The 19,947-nt window shown below is 69.7% G+C and carries 16 protein-coding genes and 1 riboswitch; of the genes, 7 read left to right on the top strand and 9 right to left on the bottom strand.

Going from position 1 to position 19,947, the window contains the following annotated elements:
- Positions 1–404: 404 nt before the first annotated feature.
- The 3 genes from EF387_RS28630 to EF387_RS28640 all read right to left on the bottom strand — a co-directional run bounded on the left by EF387_RS28630 (position 405) and on the right by EF387_RS28640 (position 3,691).
- Positions 405–1,307: a carbohydrate ABC transporter permease gene (locus tag EF387_RS28630; protein WP_162467230.1), complete on the bottom strand. Its 903-nt coding sequence runs from the start codon at positions 1,305–1,307 to the stop codon at positions 405–407.
- A complete protein-coding gene (locus EF387_RS28635) occupies positions 1,304–2,299 on the bottom strand; it encodes a carbohydrate ABC transporter permease (RefSeq protein WP_202918394.1) in 996 nt (331 codons plus the stop codon). Before EF387_RS28635 ends, EF387_RS28630 begins: the two co-directional genes overlap by 4 nt.
- Before the next feature lie 90 nt (positions 2,300–2,389).
- Positions 2,390–3,691: a sugar ABC transporter substrate-binding protein gene (locus tag EF387_RS28640; RefSeq protein ID WP_128379519.1), complete on the bottom strand. Its 1,302-nt coding sequence runs from the start codon at positions 3,689–3,691 to the stop codon at positions 2,390–2,392.
- 421 nt (positions 3,692–4,112) lie between these two features.
- On the opposite strand from EF387_RS28640, the gene EF387_RS28645 reads away from it, so the two are divergent.
- The 6 genes from EF387_RS28645 to EF387_RS28670 all read left to right on the top strand — a co-directional run bounded on the left by EF387_RS28645 (position 4,113) and on the right by EF387_RS28670 (position 11,601).
- Positions 4,113–4,880, top strand: coding sequence for a GntR family transcriptional regulator (locus EF387_RS28645; protein ID WP_128379520.1), 768 nt, complete (start codon positions 4,113–4,115; stop codon positions 4,878–4,880).
- A gap of 211 nt (positions 4,881–5,091) precedes the next feature.
- On the top strand, positions 5,092–5,364 hold the full coding sequence (locus EF387_RS28650) for a DUF3311 domain-containing protein (RefSeq protein ID WP_128379521.1): 273 nt from the start codon (positions 5,092–5,094) through the stop codon (positions 5,362–5,364).
- A complete protein-coding gene (gene mctP / locus EF387_RS28655) occupies positions 5,361–6,977 on the top strand; it encodes a monocarboxylate uptake permease MctP (protein WP_128379522.1) in 1,617 nt (538 codons plus the stop codon). Before EF387_RS28650 ends, mctP begins: the two co-directional genes overlap by 4 nt.
- 341 nt (positions 6,978–7,318) lie before the next feature.
- Positions 7,319–7,825 (top strand): GNAT family N-acetyltransferase, encoded by a 507-nt coding sequence (locus tag EF387_RS28660; protein ID WP_128379523.1) that lies wholly within the window; start codon positions 7,319–7,321, stop codon positions 7,823–7,825.
- Between the two features lie 63 nt (positions 7,826–7,888).
- Positions 7,889–8,029, top strand: a riboswitch (cobalamin riboswitch).
- Positions 8,030–8,155: 126 nt separating this feature from the next.
- Positions 8,156–10,534 carry a ribonucleoside-diphosphate reductase subunit alpha gene (locus EF387_RS28665; RefSeq protein ID WP_128379524.1) on the top strand — a complete coding sequence of 793 codons (2,379 nt, stop codon included), beginning with the start codon at positions 8,156–8,158 and terminating at the stop codon, positions 10,532–10,534.
- 56 nt (positions 10,535–10,590) lie between these two features.
- A complete protein-coding gene (locus tag EF387_RS28670) occupies positions 10,591–11,601 on the top strand; it encodes a ribonucleotide-diphosphate reductase subunit beta (RefSeq protein WP_128379525.1) in 1,011 nt (336 codons plus the stop codon).
- Here the strand turns inward: EF387_RS28670 and EF387_RS28675 are convergent.
- The gene (locus EF387_RS28675) at positions 11,514–11,744 is read right to left on the bottom strand and encodes a hypothetical protein (protein ID WP_128379526.1); all 231 of its coding nucleotides are present in this window, start codon (positions 11,742–11,744) and stop codon (positions 11,514–11,516) included. The genes EF387_RS28670 and EF387_RS28675 overlap by 88 nt on opposite strands.
- Before the next feature lie 93 nt (positions 11,745–11,837).
- Here EF387_RS28675 and EF387_RS28680 point away from each other — a divergent pair, with 93 nt between their 5' ends.
- A complete protein-coding gene (locus EF387_RS28680; protein WP_128379527.1) occupies positions 11,838–12,803 on the top strand; it encodes a GlxA family transcriptional regulator in 966 nt (321 codons plus the stop codon).
- A 179-nt stretch (positions 12,804–12,982) separates the two neighbouring features.
- Here the strand turns inward: EF387_RS28680 and EF387_RS28685 are convergent, their stop codons facing one another.
- The 5 genes from EF387_RS28685 to EF387_RS28705 form a co-directional block, all read right to left on the bottom strand.
- Positions 12,983–14,356 carry a bifunctional albaflavenone monooxygenase/terpene synthase gene (locus tag EF387_RS28685; RefSeq protein WP_238431755.1) on the bottom strand — a complete coding sequence of 458 codons (1,374 nt, stop codon included), beginning with the start codon at positions 14,354–14,356 and terminating at the stop codon, positions 12,983–12,985.
- Between the two features lie 556 nt (positions 14,357–14,912).
- Positions 14,913–15,563, bottom strand: a complete 651-nt coding sequence (gene def, locus EF387_RS28690) for a peptide deformylase (RefSeq protein ID WP_128379528.1) — start codon at positions 15,561–15,563, stop codon at positions 14,913–14,915.
- A 352-nt stretch (positions 15,564–15,915) separates the two neighbouring features.
- A complete protein-coding gene (locus tag EF387_RS28695) occupies positions 15,916–16,896 on the bottom strand; it encodes a tetratricopeptide repeat protein (protein WP_128379529.1) in 981 nt (326 codons plus the stop codon).
- A 117-nt stretch (positions 16,897–17,013) separates the two neighbouring features.
- Positions 17,014–18,360 carry an HD-GYP domain-containing protein gene (locus EF387_RS28700; RefSeq protein WP_238431756.1) on the bottom strand — a complete coding sequence of 449 codons (1,347 nt, stop codon included), beginning with the start codon at positions 18,358–18,360 and terminating at the stop codon, positions 17,014–17,016.
- Complete coding sequence (locus EF387_RS28705; RefSeq protein ID WP_128379530.1) at positions 18,357–19,715, bottom strand: HD-GYP domain-containing protein; 1,359 nt, start codon at positions 19,713–19,715, stop codon at positions 18,357–18,359. The genes EF387_RS28700 and EF387_RS28705 overlap by 4 nt, the downstream gene beginning before the upstream one ends.
- Positions 19,716–19,947 lie beyond the last annotated feature (232 nt).

Raw genomic sequence — 19,947 nt, forward strand, 5'->3', positions numbered from 1 at the left:
TGGACGGCAACGATCGGGACGGGTCGAAGACGCTCCGACCGCGCCGGGCGGCAAGCGACGATGCCGTGGCTCTCGCGCCCGGGCCGGTATCGACATGGGCCGGTATCGGCATGGTTGGGATCAACAGGGGCCGGTATCGGCATGGGTTGGTGCCGACAGGGTTAGTTTCGACCGGGTTGGGGTGCCGGTACTCCCGGCCGCGCCGACAGCGTTGGCTGCGCCGGCATCGCGGCTTGTCCGGCCCAGGTCGAGTACCCCGCCCAGGTGCATCCGAGTGCGGGCAGAGTCCGCTGCGGCGTCGCCGGACACCGCGTCCGGTTCGGGCTAGGCGTCGGCCTCGGCCGCCGGCGCCCGACGGCTGGTGGCCGGCGGCCGATGGTGGCGGGGAGGGTGACCCCGGAGGGTCAGCCCTTCACCGCGCCGGAGGTGAGGCCCGAGGCCATCTTCTTCTGGACGAGCATGAAGAAGACGACCACCGGCAGGGCGATGAGCGTGGAGGCGGCCATCAGCGCGCCGTAGTCGACACCGCGGGACGTGGTGAAGTTCATCAGCCACACGTTGAGCGTGTACTTGTCGTTGTCCTGGAGCACCACATAAGCGAGCAGGTACTCGTTCCACGCGTTGATGAGCGAGAAGATCGAGGCCGCGGCGAGGCCCGGCGCGAGCAGGGGGAAGATGACGCGCCAGAAGGCGCCCATCCGGCTGCAGCCGTCGACCATCGCCGACTCCTCCAGCTCCTTGGGGATGTTGATCACGAAGCCGCGGATCATCCAGGTGGCGAAGGGCAGCGCGGAGACCAGGTAGATGATGATGACGCCCCAGTACTCATTGAGCGCGCCCAGGCCGTTGAGCTGGATGTAGATGGGGATGAGCATCGCGGTCGGCGGCAGCAGCTGGATCACCAGAAGCGTGATCATGAACGCCTTGCGGCCGGTGAAGTGGAACCGTCCGATCGCGAAGGCGGCGATCGTCGACAGCACCATCGCCCCGAGCACGGCGGTGACGCAGATGATCAGGCTGGACTGGATCGCCGTACCGAAGTTGGGCTGGTCGATCGCCCGCTGGAAGTTGTCGAGCGTGATCGAGGACGGCCACAGCGTCTGGTCGTAGCTGCGGATCTCGTGGTTGGGCCGCAGGGCGCTGATCACCAGCCAGTAGACCGGGAAGGCCATCACGACGAAGGCGACGACGCCGATGAGGTTGTAGACGTGCCGGCTCTTCTTCTTCCGGTCCTGACGGGGCGCCGGGCGGGCCGGGCTCACCGGGCCGGCGGGCGGTGCCGGGCGGGTGGACGTCGTGGCGCTCACTCGACCTCTCCGATCTTGAGCAGCTGGCGCAGGTAGTACACGGCCACGCCTGAGAGCAGCAGCACCGTGATGAGCGCGATGGCCGCGCCCTGGCTGAAGGAGTTGGACTCGAAGGCCTTCTCGAACGAGTAGATGCCCAGGAGGTTGTACTCCGGCTCCGGCTTGTTTCCGCGCATCAGGAAGACCTGGCCGAAGACGTTGAAGTCCCAGATCACCGAGAGCGTGGCGACCATCTGGAAGACCGGCTTGATGACGGGCCAAGTGACGTAGCGGAACACGCCGACCGCGTTCGCGCCGTCCAGCGCCGCCGCCTCCTCCAGTTCCTTGGGCACCTGGGTGAGGGCGGCGTAGAGGGTGATGGCGACGAACGGGACGGCGCCCCAGATGACGACGGCGGCGATGATCAGGAAGCCCTGCTTGGGGTCGATCCACCAGTTGTGGCCCCGGAAGTCCAGCCCCAGATACTTCGTCAGCACCATGTTCACGACGCCGTAGTCGGAGTCGGCGAACCAGCGGAAGATCGAGGTCGCCACGAGCAGCGGCATGGCCCACGCGGCGACCAGCGCCGCGGTCAGGGCGAGCCGGATCCCCACACTCATGCGCTGCATGGCCTGGGCCAGAAGAAGCCCGATGCCCATGGTGACGACGACACAGGCCACCATGAACAGCACCGTGCGCCAGACGACGTCCCAGAACTCGCCGTCACCGAGGATGTTGGTGAACTGCTCGAAGCCGACCCACTCGGCCGCCTGGCCGGTCCACAGCTCCCGGCGTCCCACGTCCTGGAAGGACATGATCACCGTCTTGATGAGCGGCCAGACGAACACCGCGGCGATCGCCACGACCGTGGGGGCTATCAGGGCGTAGGGCAGATAGGCGCCCACTCGCCTGCTCGGCGCTCTCCCGGCCGCGGCCCGCGGGATGTCGTTGTTCTCGGGCCGTGGTGGGGCGGGCACCGGGGGGTCGGCTGCTTTCATATCGGCGGCACTCACTGTGCTGGCCTTCCGTTCGAACCGTCAACCGGGGGCGGGGACGGCGGGCCCGGGTGCGCGCCCGCCGTCCCCGGCTGGTGATCAGGAGGCTCAGGAGGCCTCGTTGATCAGCTTGTCGATCTCCGCGTCGGCGGCCTTGGTGGCCTCCTCGACCGACTTGCCCTTGAGGATGTCGAGCAGCATCAGCTCGAGCGTTTCCTTCTTCTCGACCGCGGCCCAGCCCGGTGCGATCGGCGTGAACCACGCGTCCGGCACGGCGTTGGCGATCGGGGCCGTCTCCGGCTTGGTCTTCAGCGGCTCCAGCTGCTTGGTGTTGTTCGGCAGGATGTTCTTCGCGGCGAGCGCGGCCTCCGACTTCTCGTTGGTGAAGAGGGAGATCCACTCCTGCGCCAGGTCCTGGTTCTTGGACTTGGAGATGGTGGCCAGGTCGGAGCCGCCGATGAAGGAGGGCAGCGCCTTGCCGTTCGGGCCGGGCATGCCGGCGGTGCCGATCTTGTCCTTCAGCTTGGGGTTGCCGTTGGCCGCCGGGTCGATGACGCTGCCGGACTCCCAGCCGTTGCCGTAGATCAGGGCCGTCTTCTCGTTGGCCATGACGTTGGCGTGGTCCTGCTCGTCCTTGGTCTGGTCGCCGTTGTTGTACTTCTTGACCAGGTCGACGTAGTGCTGGATGCCCTGCTGCGCCTCGGGCGAGGAGAGCGTGGCCTTCCACTTCTTGGCGCCCTCGTCGTACTCGGCGATCTTGCCGCCGTAGGCGGCGACGTACGACATGGCGGCGTACCAGTAGCGGCCCGGCAGGTAGAGCGGCGAGAACGCCTTGTCCTTCTTGCCGTACTTGTCCTCGAGCTTGTCGAGCGCCTTGGTCAGGTCGGCCTCGGTCGCGGGAAGGGCGTCCTTACCGGTGGCCTTCTTGAACATGTCCTTGTTGTAGATCGCCACGCGCGCACCGGCGTAGTAGGGCACGCAGTAGAGCTTGCCCTCGTAGGAACAGGTGTCCTTCAGGCCGCTGATCCAGGTGTCCGAGTTGTCGTACTTCTTCGCGTCGATCTCGCCGAGGGCCCCGTTGAGGATGTACGTCATGGTCTCGGTGTTGCCGAGCTCCACCACGTCGGGGAACTTGTCACCGGACAGGGCGGCGTCGAGCTTCTTGGTCTTGTCCCCCCACTGCTGGTACTGGACGTTGACCTTGACACCCGGGTACTTCTTGCCGAACTCGGCGTTGGCCTGCTTGACCAGTTCCGGCCAGCTGGTCTGGGCGTCCACCATCAGCCAGACGGTCAGCTCACCCTTGCGGTCCTTGGGGTCCTGGCCCGCGTCACTGTCGCTCCCACCACAGGCCGCGATGGACATCATCATGCCCGCGACACCGATCGCGGCTATCACCTTGCGCTTCACGCCATCCTCCTCAGGGATGCCACACCCACCAAACCCCCCTGCTCCCCGCGGTGGACTGACGACGAGTACTGCCCGTGGGGCCGGGACTGGACCAATGGTGTAGACCAGTACGGGGAGCTTGGCCCAGACCAATAGAGCTGTCAAGGGCGGTCGAGCTCACACCTGACCTCCGTTACGGGACCGCGATATGCAGGGATCTTTCATTTCGGAAGCGCCCGACAAGCGACAGAACGGACACCCCGGCCCGCCTGTACCACTCACATCCGATCACCAGGTGGACTAGACCAAATACGGCCTCGAAGGTATACAGGGAGAATCACGGAGCGTGCTGGGGCACCCCCGCACGACGGGCCGTGCCACGATGTGTCCCGTGGCCGACGGGGCGTCGGCCGCTTCGGCACCCGGAGCCGGGAAGGCAGACATGACCACCGACGTCAGCAGTGCGGAGAGCGAGGGCGGGGCACCCATCCGCACCGCGCGCGTGCCCAAGTACTACCGCCTGAAGAAGCATCTGCTCGACATGACGGAGACGCTGCCGCCCGGCACGCCGGTACCTCCCGAGCGCACCCTCGCCTCGGAGTTCGACACCTCCCGCACCACGGTCCGTCAGGCCCTGCAGGAACTGGTGGTGGAGGGCCGGCTGGAGCGCATCCAGGGCAAGGGCACCTTCGTCGCCAAGCCGAAGGTCTCCCAGGCACTGCAACTCACCTCGTACACCGAGGACATGCGGGCCCAGGGCCTCGAACCCACCTCGCAGCTGCTGGACATCGGCTACATCACTGCCGACGACACCCTGGCCGGCCTCCTCGACATCGCCGCCGGCGGGCGCGTGCTGCGCATCGAGCGGCTGCGCCTGGCGAGCGGTGAACCGATGGCGATCGAGACCACGCATCTGTCCGCCAAGCGGTTCCCGGCGCTGCGCCGCAGCCTGGTGAAGTACACGTCCCTCTACACGGCGCTGGCGGAGGTCTACGACGTCCACCTCGCCCAGGCCGAGGAGACCATCGAGACCTCACTGGCCACCCCGCGCGAGGCCGGTCTGCTCGGCACCGACGTCGGCCTGCCGATGCTGATGCTGTCCCGGCACTCCCTGGACGGCGAGGGCAAGCCGGTGGAATGGGTGCGGTCGGTGTACCGGGGCGACCGGTACAAGTTCGTGGCCCGGCTGCAGCGCCCGCAGGCGGACTGAGCACCGGGTCGAGTCCCGCGTCGGGTCCGGCACCCCCTGTCGGCCGATTCCGGCCGGTCGACAGCTCTTGGTGGACGGCACGCCCTGGTCCACATCACCGGCGATCCGGACCCCTGCCGGATGCCCTGATCCGGCAGGGGTTCCCGGAGGCGCGACGGTTGCTTGGGATGTCCTGCGCATTACATGTGCCGCGGAGGGATAGAACCGCCGTATGCCGGAGCGAACTGAAGTGAAAGCACCGGTGGTCACGCCGGTCCGCGTGGTCATCGCCCTCTGTCTCGTCGCGCCGTTCGTGGCGTTGTTATGGGTCGGCTCCTACGCGAAGACGGACCCCGTCTTCGCCGGGATCCCGTTCTTCTACTGGTACCAGATGATGTGGGTGCTGCTCTCCACGGCACTGACCATGGTCGCGTTCAAGCTGTGGCAGCGCGACCAGCGGGCACGCCGGTCCCACCCGTCCCAGGACGGGGGTGCGTCGGCATGAAGGACGGCGTCAACGGCGTCGCGCTCGCCGTCTTCATCGTCTTCTTCCTGGCCGTCACGGTCATGGGCTTCCTGGCCTCGCGCTGGCGCCGGGCCGAGAACGAGCACAGCCTGGACGAATGGGGCCTGGGCGGCCGCTCCTTCGGCACCTGGGTCACCTGGTTCCTGCTGGGCGGCGACCTCTACACGGCGTACACCTTCGTGGCCGTCCCCGCGGCGATCTACGCGGCCGGCGCGGCGGGCTTCTTCGCGGTCCCGTACACGATCCTGGTCTACCCCCTGATCTTCACGTTCCTCCCCCGCCTCTGGTCGGTGTCGCACCGGCACGGATACGTCACCACCTCGGACTTCGTCCGGGGACGGTTCGGCTCGAAGGGGCTGTCCCTCGCCGTCGCGCTGACCGGCATCCTGGCCACGATGCCGTACATCGCGCTCCAGCTCGTGGGCATCCAGGCGGTGCTGGACGTCATGGGCGTGGGCGGCGGCGAGAACACCAACTGGTTCATCAAGGATCTCCCCCTGCTGATCGCCTTCGGTGTGCTGGCCGCGTACACCTACTCGTCGGGCCTGCGGGCCCCCGCACTGATCGCGTTCGTCAAGGACACACTGATCTACATCGTCATCGCGGTGGCGATCATCTACATCCCGATCAAGCTGGGCGGATTCGACGAGATCTTCGCCAAGGCGGACGAGAAGTTCACCGCGGCGGGTGCGGGCGGTCTGGTGCCCCCCGAGGCGGGCCAGTGGACCTACGCCACACTGGCGTTGGGCTCCGCGCTCGCGCTCTTCATGTACCCGCACTCGATCACGGCGACGCTGTCCTCACGCAGCCGTGACGTGATCCGCCGCAACACCACGATCCTCCCGCTCTACTCCCTGATGCTCGGTCTGCTCGCCCTGCTCGGCTTCATGGCGATCGCGGCCGGAATCAAGGTCACCAACGGCCAGTTGGCGATCCCCCAGCTCTTCGAGACGATGTTCCCGGACTGGTTCGCGGGGGTCGCCTTCGCGGCGATCGGCATCGGCGCACTGGTCCCCGCCGCCATCATGTCCATCGCGGCGGCGAATCTCTTCACCCGCAACATCTACAAGGACTTCATCAAGCCGGACGCCACCCCCGAGCAGGAGACGAAGGTCTCCAAGCTGGTCTCGCTGCTGGTGAAGGTGGGCGCACTCGCCTTCGTCCTCACCATGGACAAGACGGTGGCCATCAACTTCCAGCTGCTGGGCGGCATCTGGATCCTCCAGACCTTCCCGGCCCTGGTGGGCGGGCTGTTCACCCGCTGGTTCCACCGCTGGGCCCTGCTCGCCGGCTGGGCGGTCGGCATGCTGTACGGGACGGTGGCGGCGTACGGCGTGGCCTCGCCCACGCAGAAGCACTTCGGGGGCTCGTCGAAGGAGATCCCCGGCATCGGGGAGATCGGCTACATCGGTCTCACCGCCTTCGTCCTCAACCTCGTGGTCACGGTGGTCCTCACGCTCACCCTGCGCGCGGCGAAGGCCCCCGACGGCGTGGACGAGACGAGCCCGGAGGACTACACCGCGGACGCGGGTGACCCCGGGGTCCAGGTGGAACTGCCTCCGGCGACGGCGGGGGCGGGGGCGGGCCACTAGCGCCTTCCGGGGCCACGCCCCGGAAACCCCGTCTCGTCCTTCGGCCTCGTCCTGGAGAACGCCGGGCGGGCTGGGAACCCTCACAAGAGGCGCCGGACGCGCTGGAATCCCGCAAGGGGCGCCGGACGGGCCGGAATCCCGCAAGAAACGCCGGACGGGCCGGAATCCCGCAAGAAACGCCGGACGGGCGGAAACCCTCCGCCCGGCCCGGCGTGGTTCCAGCCCCTCCGGCGGTCTCGGGGACCAGGATCCGGGGGCAGCGCGGCCGGGCAGGGGCGGCGGGTGCGGCGAGGGCGAAAACAGCCACCCGCCGGCCGCGCCCCGAGAGGCACACTGCCGTCATGGACATCCTCATCAGGCCCGCGTCCCCCGACGAGTACGACCTCCTGGGCGAGATCACCGCCCAGGCCTATCTCCGGGACGGCCTCCTCGACTTCGGCGAGAGCGACGCCTACCTCGGCGAACTCCGCGACGTCGCCAAGCGGGCCGGGGCCGCCGAGGTGCTGGTGGCCGTGGAGCACGACCACGTCCTGGGCGGCGTGACCTTCGTACCGTCCGGTGGCCCGATGGCCGACATCGCCGATCTCGGCGAGGCCGAGATCCGGATGCTCGCCGTCGCCTCCGAGGCACGCGGCCGGGGCATCGGAGAAGCACTCGTGCGCGCCTGCGTCGAGCGGGCCCGGAACACCGAGGGCTGCCTACGCGTCGTCCTCTCCACCCAGCCCACGATGCACACCGCCCACCGCATCTACGAACGCCTCGGTTTCACCCGCACCCCGGATCGTGACTGGAACCCGCTGCCGGACGTCCTCGACATCACTCTCCTCACCTACGAACTGACGCTCTGACACCCCCAGAAGTCCGACACAGCACAAGATGTGGGGGTGGCACGGCGCCCCGGCACAAGATGTATGCTCATGCTCGCTGTCGCCGCAGGGGAATCCGGTGCGAATCCGGAACTGTCCCGCAACGGTGTACTTGTGCACGTCCGTCCCCAGAAGCGGATGCGTACGAGCGTCAGTCCGAGGACCTGCCGACAGTGCGCCCGGTCCGTTCCGGCCCGGGTGACATGACGTCCGGGCCTCGCGGAATGGGCCGGTGGACGCGACGCCGCGTGCGCTCGTGTGCTGCCCCCTGCCCTCCGCAAGGCCCTCGTGCCGAGCGAGGGAGAGCCCCACGTGACCATCGCGCCAGCCGATCCGGCCACAGCGACCGACGCGACCGAAACGGTTACGGCCGAAACGGCGAACGACGGACCCGGTACCGCGCTGCTGCGGACCCTTACCGAGCTGACCGCCGACCTTCCGGACGCCGACCCCGGCCGCGTCGCCGCCGCCGCGCTGCGCGGCCGGTCCGCCGCCGCGGACGAGACCGAGCTGCGCGAACTGGCCACCGAGGCCGCCGCAGGCCTCATCTCCGAGGACCCCGCCTACTCGAAGCTCGCGGCCCGTCTGCTGACCATCGGCATCGCCGCCGAAGCCGCCTCGCAGGGCGTCACGGCCTTCACCGAGTCCATCACCACCGGCCACCGCGAGGGCCTCATCGCGGACCGCACCGCCGAGTTCGTCCGCCGGCACGGCCCCCGCCTGGACGCGCTCGTCGACCCCGCCGCCGACGACCGTTTCGGCTACTTCGGCCTGCGCACCCTCCACAGCCGCTATCTCCTGCGCCACCCGATCACCCGCAAGGTCATCGAGACACCACAGCACTTCATGCTCCGGGTGGCCTCCGGGCTGGCCGAGGACGACACCATTCGCGCGGTGGACGAAGTGGCCGCCCTGTACGGCCTGATGAGCCGTCTCGACTACCTCCCGTCCTCCCCCACGCTCTTCAACTCCGGTACGCGGCACCCGCAGATGTCGTCCTGCTACCTCCTCGACTCCCCGAAGGACGAACTGGACTCCATCTACGACCGCTACCACCAGGTGGCCCGGCTCTCGAAGCACGCGGGCGGCATCGGCATCGCGTACTCCCGCGTCCGGTCCCGCGGTTCGCTGATCCGCGGCACCAACGGGCACTCCAACGGCATCGTCCCGTTCCTGAAGACGCTGGACGCCTCGGTCGCCGCCGTGAACCAGGGCGGCCGGCGCAAGGGTGCGGCCGCCGTCTACCTGGAGACCTGGCACTCCGACATCGAGGAGTTCCTGGAGCTGCGCGACAACACCGGCGAGGACGCCCGCCGCACCCACAACCTCAACCTCGCGCACTGGATCCCCGACGAGTTCATGCGCCGGGTGGACGCCGACGGGCAGTGGTCCCTGTTCTCCCCCGCCGATGTGCCCGAGCTGGTCGACCTGTGGGGCGAGGAGTTCGACGCGACCTACCGCGCGGCCGAGGCACGCGGGCTGGCCAGGAAGACCGTGCCCGCCCGGGACCTGTACGGCCGGATGATGCGCACCCTCGCGCAGACCGGAAACGGCTGGATGACCTTCAAGGACGCCGCCAACCGCACCGCCAACCAGACGGCGGAGCCGGGCCACGTCGTCCACTCGTCGAATCTGTGCACGGAGATCCTGGAGGTCACGGACGACGGGGAGACGGCCGTGTGCAATCTGGGCTCCGTCAACTTGGGTAGCTTTGTCGATACATCGACTAGCGAGCTCGACTGGGGGCGTCTGGACGCCACCGTCCGCACCGCCGTCACCTTCCTCGACCGGGTCGTGGACATCAACTTCTACCCGACCGAGCAGGCGGGCCGGTCGAACGCGAAGTGGCGCCCGGTCGGCCTCGGTGTGATGGGTCTGCAGGACGTCTTCTTCAAGCTCCGTCTGCCCTTCGACTCACCAGAGGCCAAACGGCTGTCCACCCGGATCGCCGAGCGCATCATGCTCGCCGCCTACGAGGCCTCCGCCGACCTCGCCGAACGCAGCGGCCCACTGCCGGCCTGGTCCCGGACGAGGACCGCCCGGGGCGTGCTCCACCCCGACCACTTCGACACCGAGCTCACCTGGCCCGAGCGCTGGTCGGCGCTCCGCGAGCGCATCGCCGCCACCGGTCTGCGCAACGCGCTGCTGCTCGCCATCGCGCCCACCGCCACCATCGCCTCGATCGCGGGCGCCTACGAATGCATCGAGCCGCAGGTCTCCAACCTCTTCAAGCGCGAGACCCTGTCCGGCGAGTTCTTGCAGGTGAACACCTATCTGGTGGAGGACCTCAAGGCCCTCGGCGTCTGGGACGGGCGCACCCGGGAGGCGCTGCGCGACTCGGGCGGCTCGGTGCAGGACTTCGGCTGGATCCCCGAGGACGTCCGCGGGCTCTACCGCACGGCGTGGGAGATCCCGCAGCGCGGCCTGATCGACATGGCCGCCGCCCGTACGCCGTTCCTGGACCAGTCGCAGTCCCTGAACCTGTTCATGGAGACACCGACGATCGGCAAGCTCTCCTCAATGTACGCGTACGCGTGGAAGTCGGGTCTGAAGACGACGTACTACCTGCGCTCGCGTCCGGCGACGAGGATCGCCCGCGCGGCGCAGGCCACTGTCCCCGTGCAGGTGGCCGACCCCGAAGCGGTCGCCTGCTCCCTGGAGAACCCCGAGTCCTGCGAAGCCTGCCAGTAATTCTCGACCGCCACCCGACCACCACCCCAGGAGGACGGCGCTCCGCGCCGACAGTCATGACCCGTAACGCCAATCTCCTCGATCCCGGCTTCGAGCTGACTCTGCGCCCCATGCGCTACCCCGACTTCTACGAGCGCTACCGGGACGCCATCAAGAACACCTGGACCGTGGAGGAGGTCGACCTCCACTCGGACGTCGCCGACCTCGCCAGGCTCACCCCCGCCGAGCAGCATCTGATCGGCCGGCTGGTGGCGTTCTTCGCGACGGGCGACTCGATCGTGGCGAACAACCTGGTGCTGACGCTGTACAAGCACATCAACTCCCCCGAGGCGCGGCTCTATTTGTCGAGGCAGCTCTTCGAGGAGGCCGTCCACGTCCAGTTCTATCTGACCCTGCTGGACACCTATCTGCCCGATCCGGAGGACCGCACCGCCGCGTTCGCCGCCGTCGAGAACATCCCCTCCATCCGCGAGAAGGCCGCGTTCTGCTTCAAGTGGATGGACTCGGTGGAGAAGCTGGACCGGCTGGAGACCGAGGCGGACCGCCGTCGCTTCCTGCTCAACCTGATCTGCTTCGCCGCCTGCATCGAGGGCCTGTTCTTCTACGGTGCCTTCGCCTACGTGTACTGGTTCCGCAGCCGGGGTCTGCTGCACGGGCTGGCCACCGGCACCAACTGGGTGTTCCGCGACGAGACGATGCACATGAGCTTCGCCTTCGACGTGGTCGACACCGTCCGCAAGGAGGAGCCCGGCCTCTTCGACGACGAGCTCGAGCGGCGGGTGACGGACATGCTGCGGGAGGCCGTCGAGGCCGAGCTGCAGTTCGCGCGCGACCTGTGCGGTGACGGCCTCCCGGGGATGAACACCGACTCGATGCGGCAGTACCTGGAGTGCGTGGCCGACCAGCGGCTGGTCCGCCTCGGTTTCGCTCCGGTGTACGGCTCCGAGAATCCCTTCTCCTTCATGGAGTTGCAGGGGGTTCAGGAGCTGACCAACTTCTTCGAGCGGCGGCCTTCGGCGTACCAGGTGGCGGTGGAGGGTTCGGTCGGCTTCGACGAGGACTTCTGACCCGATTCCGCATCCCGGGCCTCCCTGATCTGACGGTCGATGCGCCGTTCGTGCGCCAGACCGATCAGTGAGGGGAGGGCCAGGACCGCGAAGAGCACGAGGACGGCCAGTGTTCCGATGAGGTTCTCCGTTGCTGTGTTCATGGACACCACTGTCCCGCTGATTACTCCTTACCATCAGTGGCAGTACTGCCGCACACCCTCGATTTCCTGCCACCGGTCGGGCACACTGGCGTCATGTTGCAGAACGTCGTCGCCGTCCTCCTCGACGGCGTGCACCCTTTCGAACTGGGCGTCGTCTGCGAGGTCTTCGGCCTCGACCGCAGCGACGAGGGTCTGCCGGTGTACGACTTCGCGGTCGCCTCGGCGGAGGGCCCGAGGCTCACCACCCACGCCGGCTTCTCCGTGCACACGGAACACGGTCTGGAGCGGCTGGAGTCGGCCGACCTCATCACGGTGCCCGCCGGGCAGTCGTACCTGGAGCGGAGCTACCCCCCGGAGCTGCTCGACGCCCTGCGCCGGGCCGTCGACCGGGGCGCCCGGGTGCTCAGCGTCTGCTCCGGGGTCTTCGTGCTCGGCGCGGCGGGGCTGCTCGACGGCCGGCGCTGCACCGTCCACTGGCGGCACGCGGAGGAGCTGGCCCGGCGCCATCCCCGGGCAGTCGTCGAGCCGGACGTGCTGTACGTGGACGAGGACCCGGTGATCACCTCGGCCGGCACCGCCGCCGGGATCGACGCGTGTCTGCACATCGTGCGCAAGGAACAGGGCTCCGAGGTCGCCAACGCCATCGCCCGCCGGATGGTGGTGCCGCCGCACCGGGACGGCGGGCAGGCCCAGTACATCGAGCGGCCGCTGCCGCGTTCCCACTGCGACACGGTGGGTGAGACGCTGGCATGGATGGAACGTCACCTCGACCGGGAGGTGACCGTCGACCAGCTCGCGGCCCGCGCCCATATGTCCCCGCGTACCTACGCCCGCCGCTTCCAGCAGGAGACCGGCACCACTCCGTATCGCTGGCTGCTGCGTCAACGGGTGCTGCTGGCCCAGCGGTTGCTGGAGTCGACGGACGAGACGGTGGACGCGATCGCGGGCCGCACCGGGTTCGGCAACGCGGCAGCGCTCAGGCACCAGTTCGTCCGCTCGCTGGGAACAACGCCGAACGCCTATCGCCGCACGTTCCGGGGCCCGGAAGTGGCGGCCTAAGGGGTCCTTGCACTATGAGCGTCCGATGAGGTCGCGTGGTCTGGTGCCGTGCATCGCAAGGCGCCGGAGAGCCCAGGTAGCGGAGCTACCTGGGCTCTCCGGCAACGCGGCGAGGTGCGGTGCCAGGCCGCGCGACCCGGGCGGGCATAGTGCAAGGACCCCTAAAGCGGCCCGCGCGGTCAGTGCGGTACCACCCGAAGCAGCCGGTGCTTCGGCACCAGCGTGAACCCGATCCGCCGGGAGTCATCGGCTCCCGGCAGGGGCTCCAAGCGCCACCGGGAGATCAAGTTGGCTGCCACGGTGGCGAGTTCGGCCACCGCGAAGTGGTTGCCCGGGCACTTACGGTTGCCCGCGCTGAACGGCAGCATCGCGCCCGCCGGTATCGCACCGGAGCGCTCCGGCAACCACCGGTCGGGATCGAACGCGAGGGGCCGCTCGAACGAACGCGGGTCGCGCTGGATGGCGTACGGGCTGAACACCAGGTCGGCGCCGGCCGGAATGCGGTAACCCCCCAGCTCGGTGCCGACGGTGGCCCGGCGCATCAGGATCCAGGCGCCGGGACGCAGCCGCATCGTCTCGGTGACAACGTTGTTCGTGTGTGTCAGACCCCTCAGGTCCGCGACCGTGAGGGTCCGCCCGTCCGCCACGACCGGCCCGGCCTCGGCTCTCACCCGCGCCGCCAGATCGGGGCGTTCGGCGAGCGTGCGCAGGGTCCACATCAGCTGGGTGCCCTCGGCCTCGACCCCGGCCACGAGCATCGACACGACCTGGTCGTGCACCTCCTGTTCGCGGATCGGTGAGCCGTCCTCGTCCCGGTCCTTCAGGAACGCGGTGAGCAGGTCGTCCGGCCAGTCGGCGGCGGTCCGCCGCTCGGCGATGATCTCGTCCGCCAGTCGGTGCAGATCGGCCAGGGCACGCTCGAAGCGGCGGTTGGCCGGGAGCGGCAGCCGGTGCAGCGGGCCGGCCGAGAGCACCATGCGCCGGTACAGCCCCATGAACACCACGTTCAGTGAGGCGTTGACCCGCTCGGCGATCTCGTCGATCGACGCGACCCGCAGCAGACAGCGTGTGGTGATCCGCACGGCGATCCGGAACGACTCCGTGACGATGTCGACCAGTTGGCCGGGCTGCCAGCGGTCCGCGAGGGCGCGGGCCTCCTCCTGCATCACGCCGAGGTACTCGGGCATGCGCTCCGGCCGGAACGCGGGCTGGACCGTGCGTCGCTGGCGCCGGTGCCGGGATCCGTTGCTGGTCGCGACGCCCTGGCCGAGGAGGGCGGCGAAGACCTCCCACATCGGGCCGTCGACCTCGTAGTGCGGGCTGCGGAGCATGGCGGCTACCAGGTCGGGGGCGCAGACCGCGTAGACCGTCTTGGGGCCGAGGGTGATCCGGACCAGATCACCGTGGTCGCGGAGCCCGGCGACGAAGGCCAGCGGATCGCGGGCGAGCTGCCAGCCGTGCCCGAGGCCCGGCACTCCGCCCGCGACACGGGGTGGGGTGCGTGGCTTCGACGGCTCGGCACCGCGTACGGGTATCGCTGATCGGCCGGACACGGACCAACCCCCTTCGGCAGAAGCGTGCCGTCCATTCAGCACGGCAATCGGCCCTCAGGGGAACGGGTTTGCCTCTTTCACCACCCAGGTCCGCCGTTGCCCGCCGTCGCATGACCGCTCGCGAAACCGGCTCAGTCGTCGGCGGGGAGCGCGATTCAGTCGTCGGCGGACAACGCGGTTCAGCCATCCGCAGCGCGGAATTCAGACACCGACGGGGCAGCGGTCCGGCCATCCGCGGCGCGGAGATCAGACACCGACGGGGCAGCACTTCGGCCGCCGCGGCGCGGAATTCAGACACCGGCGGCCAGCGGTCCGGCCACCCGCAGCGCGGAGATCAGACACCGACGGCCAGCCGTCCGGCCGTCCGCGGCGCGGAGATCAGACACCGACGGCCAGCCGTCCGGCCACCCGCGGCGCGGAGATCAGACACCGACGGGGCATCGGTCCGGCCATCCGCAGCGCCGAATTCAGACACCGACGGGGCAGCACTTCGGCCGCCGCGGCGCGGAATTCAGACACCGGCGGGGCAGCGGTTCGGTCGTCCGCGGCGAGCGGTTCAGTCGTTGGCGACGATCGGGTAGCGCGGCTCGTTCTCGGCCATCTGCCGCAGCGCGTCCTTGCGTTCGCGCTTGGAGAGGCGGTCGATGTAGAGGTAGCCGTACAGATGGTCCGTCTCGTGCTGCAGGCAGCGCGCGAAGTAGCCGGTGCCGCGCACCTTGATGGGGTTGCCCTTCTCGTCCTGCCCGGTGACCTCCGCGTAGTCGGGGCGGGCGAGCGGCGCGTAGGCCGTGGGGACGGACAGGCAGCCCTCGTTGCTGTCGTCCAGCCTGCGCTTCTCGGCGGGCAGGTCGACGAGCTTCGGGTTGCAGACCACGCCGACGTGCCGTACGCCGTCGTCGTCCGGGCAGTCGTAGACGAAGACCTTCAGGTCGACACCGATCTGGTTGGCGGCCAGGCCCACGCCCTCTGCGGTGCGCTGGCTGGCGAACATGTCGTCGACCAGCTTCGCCAGCTCGTCGTCGAACTCGGTGACGTCCTTGCACTCCTTGTGCAGTACCGGATGGCCGACGACTGTGATGGGCCGTGAGGTGCCTCGCTCGCGGTGGGCCGCCTCGCGCTCGTCGCAGTCCTCGGTGTCGATGACGAAGCCCTCGTCGTCCACGGGGAGCACCCCGGAGTGCTGCTGCTCGGTGTCCTGCTGCGCCATGACCGACGTACGCCTTCCTGCGAATACCAGAGAGTGGTGCGAAAACAGTGGTGCGACAACCAGTGGTACCAACGGGGTGGTGCCGGGAGTGGTGCCACATGGGTGATGCGGAATACAGCCTACGGCGACCGGTCGGCAGACCTCTTCGCTAAGGGGTCCTTTCACTATGCCCGCCCGGGTCGCGTGGTCTGGCACCGCTCCCCCAAGCTCTCGGCTGCGCTCGAGCAGGGGGCACCCCCATCGCCGCGTTGCCAAAAGGTCCTGGTAGCTCCGCTACGAGGACCTTCCGGCGCCTTGCGATGCACGGCACCAGACCACGCGACCTGATCGGACGCTCATAGTGAAAGGACCCCTAACAGACCTCTTCGAGGTCCCGCCAGTCCCGGGAGTCCGGGCTGTCCGCGACCCAGCCGTCCAGCAGGCCCCTGACCAACGAGGCGGGCGCCGCGACCCCGCACTCACGTTCGGGCACCCACAGCTGCCCGTCGGTGCGGTGGCCGAGCGGTCCCGGGTGGCCGGGCTCGCTGTGGTCGTGCGGGTCGAGGTGCTCGCCGTCGCCCTCGTCGCTCGGCATCCGTGACTCCGAGCACATCCGGCACAGCAGCCGCACCGAGGACGACCAGTCCTCGGCGGCGAAGCCGGCGTCGGCGGCGAGCTGCTCCAGGGCGTCCCGGTCCGCCTCGGTGGCCGCCTCCAGCAGCACCACCCAGGTGGGCACCGGCGAGGGCGCCCACAGCTCGATCTCGTCGAAGACCGGGTACGAGTGCCCGGCGGAGGTGGTCCGCTCGCCGTGCGGCACCCCGTCGTGCAGGACGACCTCCCCCCAGCGCCGACCGGAGGAGGGCAGCGGGATCGAAAGCACCTCCATACGCGCCGGATCCAGTCTGCGCCCCCAGACGACCTCGGCCTCGCCCTCCGGCGACAGCCGTACGGCCGCACTGCCCAGGTCCATGCCCATGGGCTCGCCGGACGCGGTCGAACCACCCGGCACCCTGAGGCCGTACGCCTGCCAGGCCCGCCGCGCCAGCGGCCAGTCCTGCAGCGCCGTGGCCGCGATGCCGACGTTCCACCAGTCGGGAGCCCCGGCCTCGCGGTCGAGCAGCGCCACGGCCCTGAGGCCCGCCGCTCTGGCCTGCTCCCAGTCGTGCCGGAACTTGTGCAGGAGGGCCAGGTTGAACCAGGACTCCGAAAGCCACGGCTCCAGGTCCGCAGCACGTGTCAGCAGGGCGCCCGCGTCCTCGTACCGCCCGTCGCCGATCAGCGTGAACGCGCGGTCTGTGGCCCGCCGCCAGGAGGCGGAGGGCCGGTGCCGTCCCTTGCCGAAGATCCTCACGATTCCCGCCTGCCAGTTCCTGTTCCCACTACAGCTCCGGGCTGGCCTGTGCCCCCGTACACCCTGTACCTCGGCTCTTCCCTCGCATCCAACCACGGACGGCCTCAGGGGCGCTCATTACCCATGGGTTACCCAGCCATGACCGGCCTCAGACCGGGCGTTCGGGCCGTACCCGTCCGTCGCCCCGCCGTGCGCCAGCACCCTGGCCAGCGACTCGACCACCTCCGGCTGGTAGTCGCGGGCGGTGGCCAGGCGCAGCTTCTCCAGCGCGGCCAGCGGCCCCCCGGGGCCGGCGTCCCGGGTCATCTCCTCGTAGGCGTTCACCACGCGCACGATCCGGGCGCTGACCGGCTGCTCACGATACGGGTCCGCCTGTCGCTCCACCACCACGGCGACTTCGGCGTCCACCCCGGTCTGACGCACCACGGCACCGCCCAGCAGAGCGATCCGGCGCTGCTGCTCGGCGTCCAGCGAGGCGGTGGCACCGGACGGGACCGGGTCGAGGAGCGAGAGCTGGCCGATGTCGTGCATCAGTGCGGCGTACTCCAGGACGGTGAGTTCCGGTTCGGTCAGCCCCAGCTCACGGCCGACGGCCCGGCTGAGCGCGGCCACCCGGTGGGCGTGCCCGGCGGGTGTGCATCCGGCGATCTCGGTGGCGCGAGCCAGTGAGGCGATGGTCTGCCGGTAGGTGGCGCGCACGGCCGCGTACCGGCGGAACGACAGCTGAGTGAGCAGCAGCGGCAACGAGAACACGGGCAGCGCCCACAGGCCCACGACACCGACGGCCAGCGACATCACGGCGCCGCTCGCGCAGACGACGGAGCCGATGCCGCGGGTGGCCCGCAGTTCGTCGCGCAGGAGCGGGCCGAAGGGCCAGCGGGTGCGGGCGCGCGCCAGGGCGGCGGCGAGGACGGCGTCGCACAGTACGGTGACGGCGAGCAGGGCCATCGCCAGCACCGCGCAGTACGGGCCCGGCCGCGTCGCCGCCAACGGGACGTCGTCGTGGAGGGGTTGGAAGCACAGCGCGGCGAAGCCGACGGTGAGCACTCGGCGGGCGAGGTGGTCGCAGGCCCGGCCGTGGCCGAGCGCGATGTGCGGTACGGACCCGAGGAGCGACGCCGCCGTGACCACGGCCACGGTCTGGGCGACGCCGTGCTGGGCGGCCCGGCCTGCGCTCTCCCCGAGCAGCGCGTAGGCGAGCGCGGCCGCGGCCCCGAGCGGCGCCGCCTCCCGTTCGCCGCTCCACCGGGCCAGTTCCCCCACGGCGACGAGCACTCCGAAGGCGAGCGCGGTACCGCGGTCGTCGATCCCGTGCCAGAGCGTGACGCCGAGGGATCCGCAGGCGAGGACCGCGGCGGCCCCGTGCACACAGAGGAGGACGGGCCGCGCCGGCCCCGGCCGTCGGCCGCACACCCCGTACGCGCCGTGTGTCCCATAAGACAGGTGTCCCGCGTACTCGCTCATCCGCCCGTCTCCGCCCCGACCTTGGGCACCGGCCCGGCTCCCGCACCCTCGGGGGTGTCGGCGGTGACCGCGGGGTGCCAGCCGTGGTGGTCGAGGGCGCGGATCAGCGCGTTCACCATACGGGGGTCGAACTGGGCGCCCGCGCAGCGTTCCAGTTCCTCCACGGCCGTCGCGACCGGGCGGGCACGGCTGTAGCAACGCGTGGACGTCATCGCGTCGAACGCGTCCGCGACCGCCACCACCCGTGCCGGCTCGGGGATTTGGCTGCCCGCCAGGCCGTAGGGGTAGCCGGTGCCGTCCAGCCGCTCGTGGTGGTGCAGGATCGCCGAGCGCGCCTCGCCGAGGAAGCCGATACCGCGGACCATCTCGTGGCCGTACTCCGGGTGCAGTTCGATGATCCGGCGCTCCTGCGGCGTCAGTGGACCGTCCTTGCGCAACAGCCTTGTGGGGACGCCGAGTTTGCCCACGTCGTGCAGGATCCCGGCGAACCGCAGCACCTCGACCTGTTCGTCGTCCATGCCCAGTTCCCGCGCGATCATCACGGAGGCCTGTCCCACCCGCTCGCTGTGCCCTCGGGTGTAGCCGTCCTTGATGTCGACGGCCTGCACCAGCGCCCGGATGGTGGCCTGGTGGGCGGCCCGTTCCCGGTGGTACTGCGCGAACACCCAGCAGGAGACGTACATCGGCAGCAGGACCAGGAACGCGGCCACGGGCCCGTACGGGCTGCGCCACAGCACCGCCATCATCAGCCCGGCGAGGCCGTGCACCGCGACCGGTGCCAGCGACCGCAGGAACAGCCCCCGCCAGGCGACCCGTACGGGCACCCGCTCGGCGGTGGCGAGGATGCCACCGTCGAGCACGGTCAGCGCCGCGCAGAACGCCAGCACTCCGGCACCGGCGGGCAGCAGCGCGTACGGGAAGTCGTGCGCGACCACCGCCTGGGGCCCGCCCAGCGCGCCGTGCGCCGACGACGCGGCCCAGACCCCGACGGCCAGTTGGGCCGTCCGCCACACCCGGCGCAGCCTGCGCGGTCGCCGCTCGACGCGGGCGAGCAGGGCACCGGGCAGCGGCAGGAGGGCCGCGGCCGGCGGCGGCAGCAGGAAGGCGCCCGCGAGCAGTACGGGAAAGAAGGTGCCGAGCCCTTCCGCCACCCGGTGACCGGTGACCCGGTGGCCGACCGCATCCCGGCCGGCCGGCCGACGCCGCCTCAGCCCCTCACCTCCCGCGTACAGCGCGGCGAGCAGGGCCACGACGTCCCAGGAGACGTAAACATCCGGCAGACGGACGCAGCAGAGCAGGGCACCCACGACGACGCAGGCGACGTAGACACGCGCCCAAGGCGGCACCGACCGCATGGCGCTCCCTCCCCAAGGCCCCGGTTCAGGCCTCCGGAGAATAGAGCGACGAGGGTGCCATGGGGAGGGCAACGCCGGATTCCGCGGTCCCGCGACCCATGGATTCGCACGTTCGGGTGGAGTTGGGCCGATCCAATGCCCTGCCGGGCCTTTGTCCGGGTCCGGGTGCGACACCTGAAGTGGACAGCATTGCCGGGCCGGTTGGCGGAGATCCGGCCCGATCGGGACCGAG

It is taken from the genome of Streptomyces cavernae (genome assembly GCF_004023625.1).
Classification (GTDB): domain Bacteria; phylum Actinomycetota; class Actinomycetes; order Streptomycetales; family Streptomycetaceae; genus Streptomyces; species Streptomyces cavernae.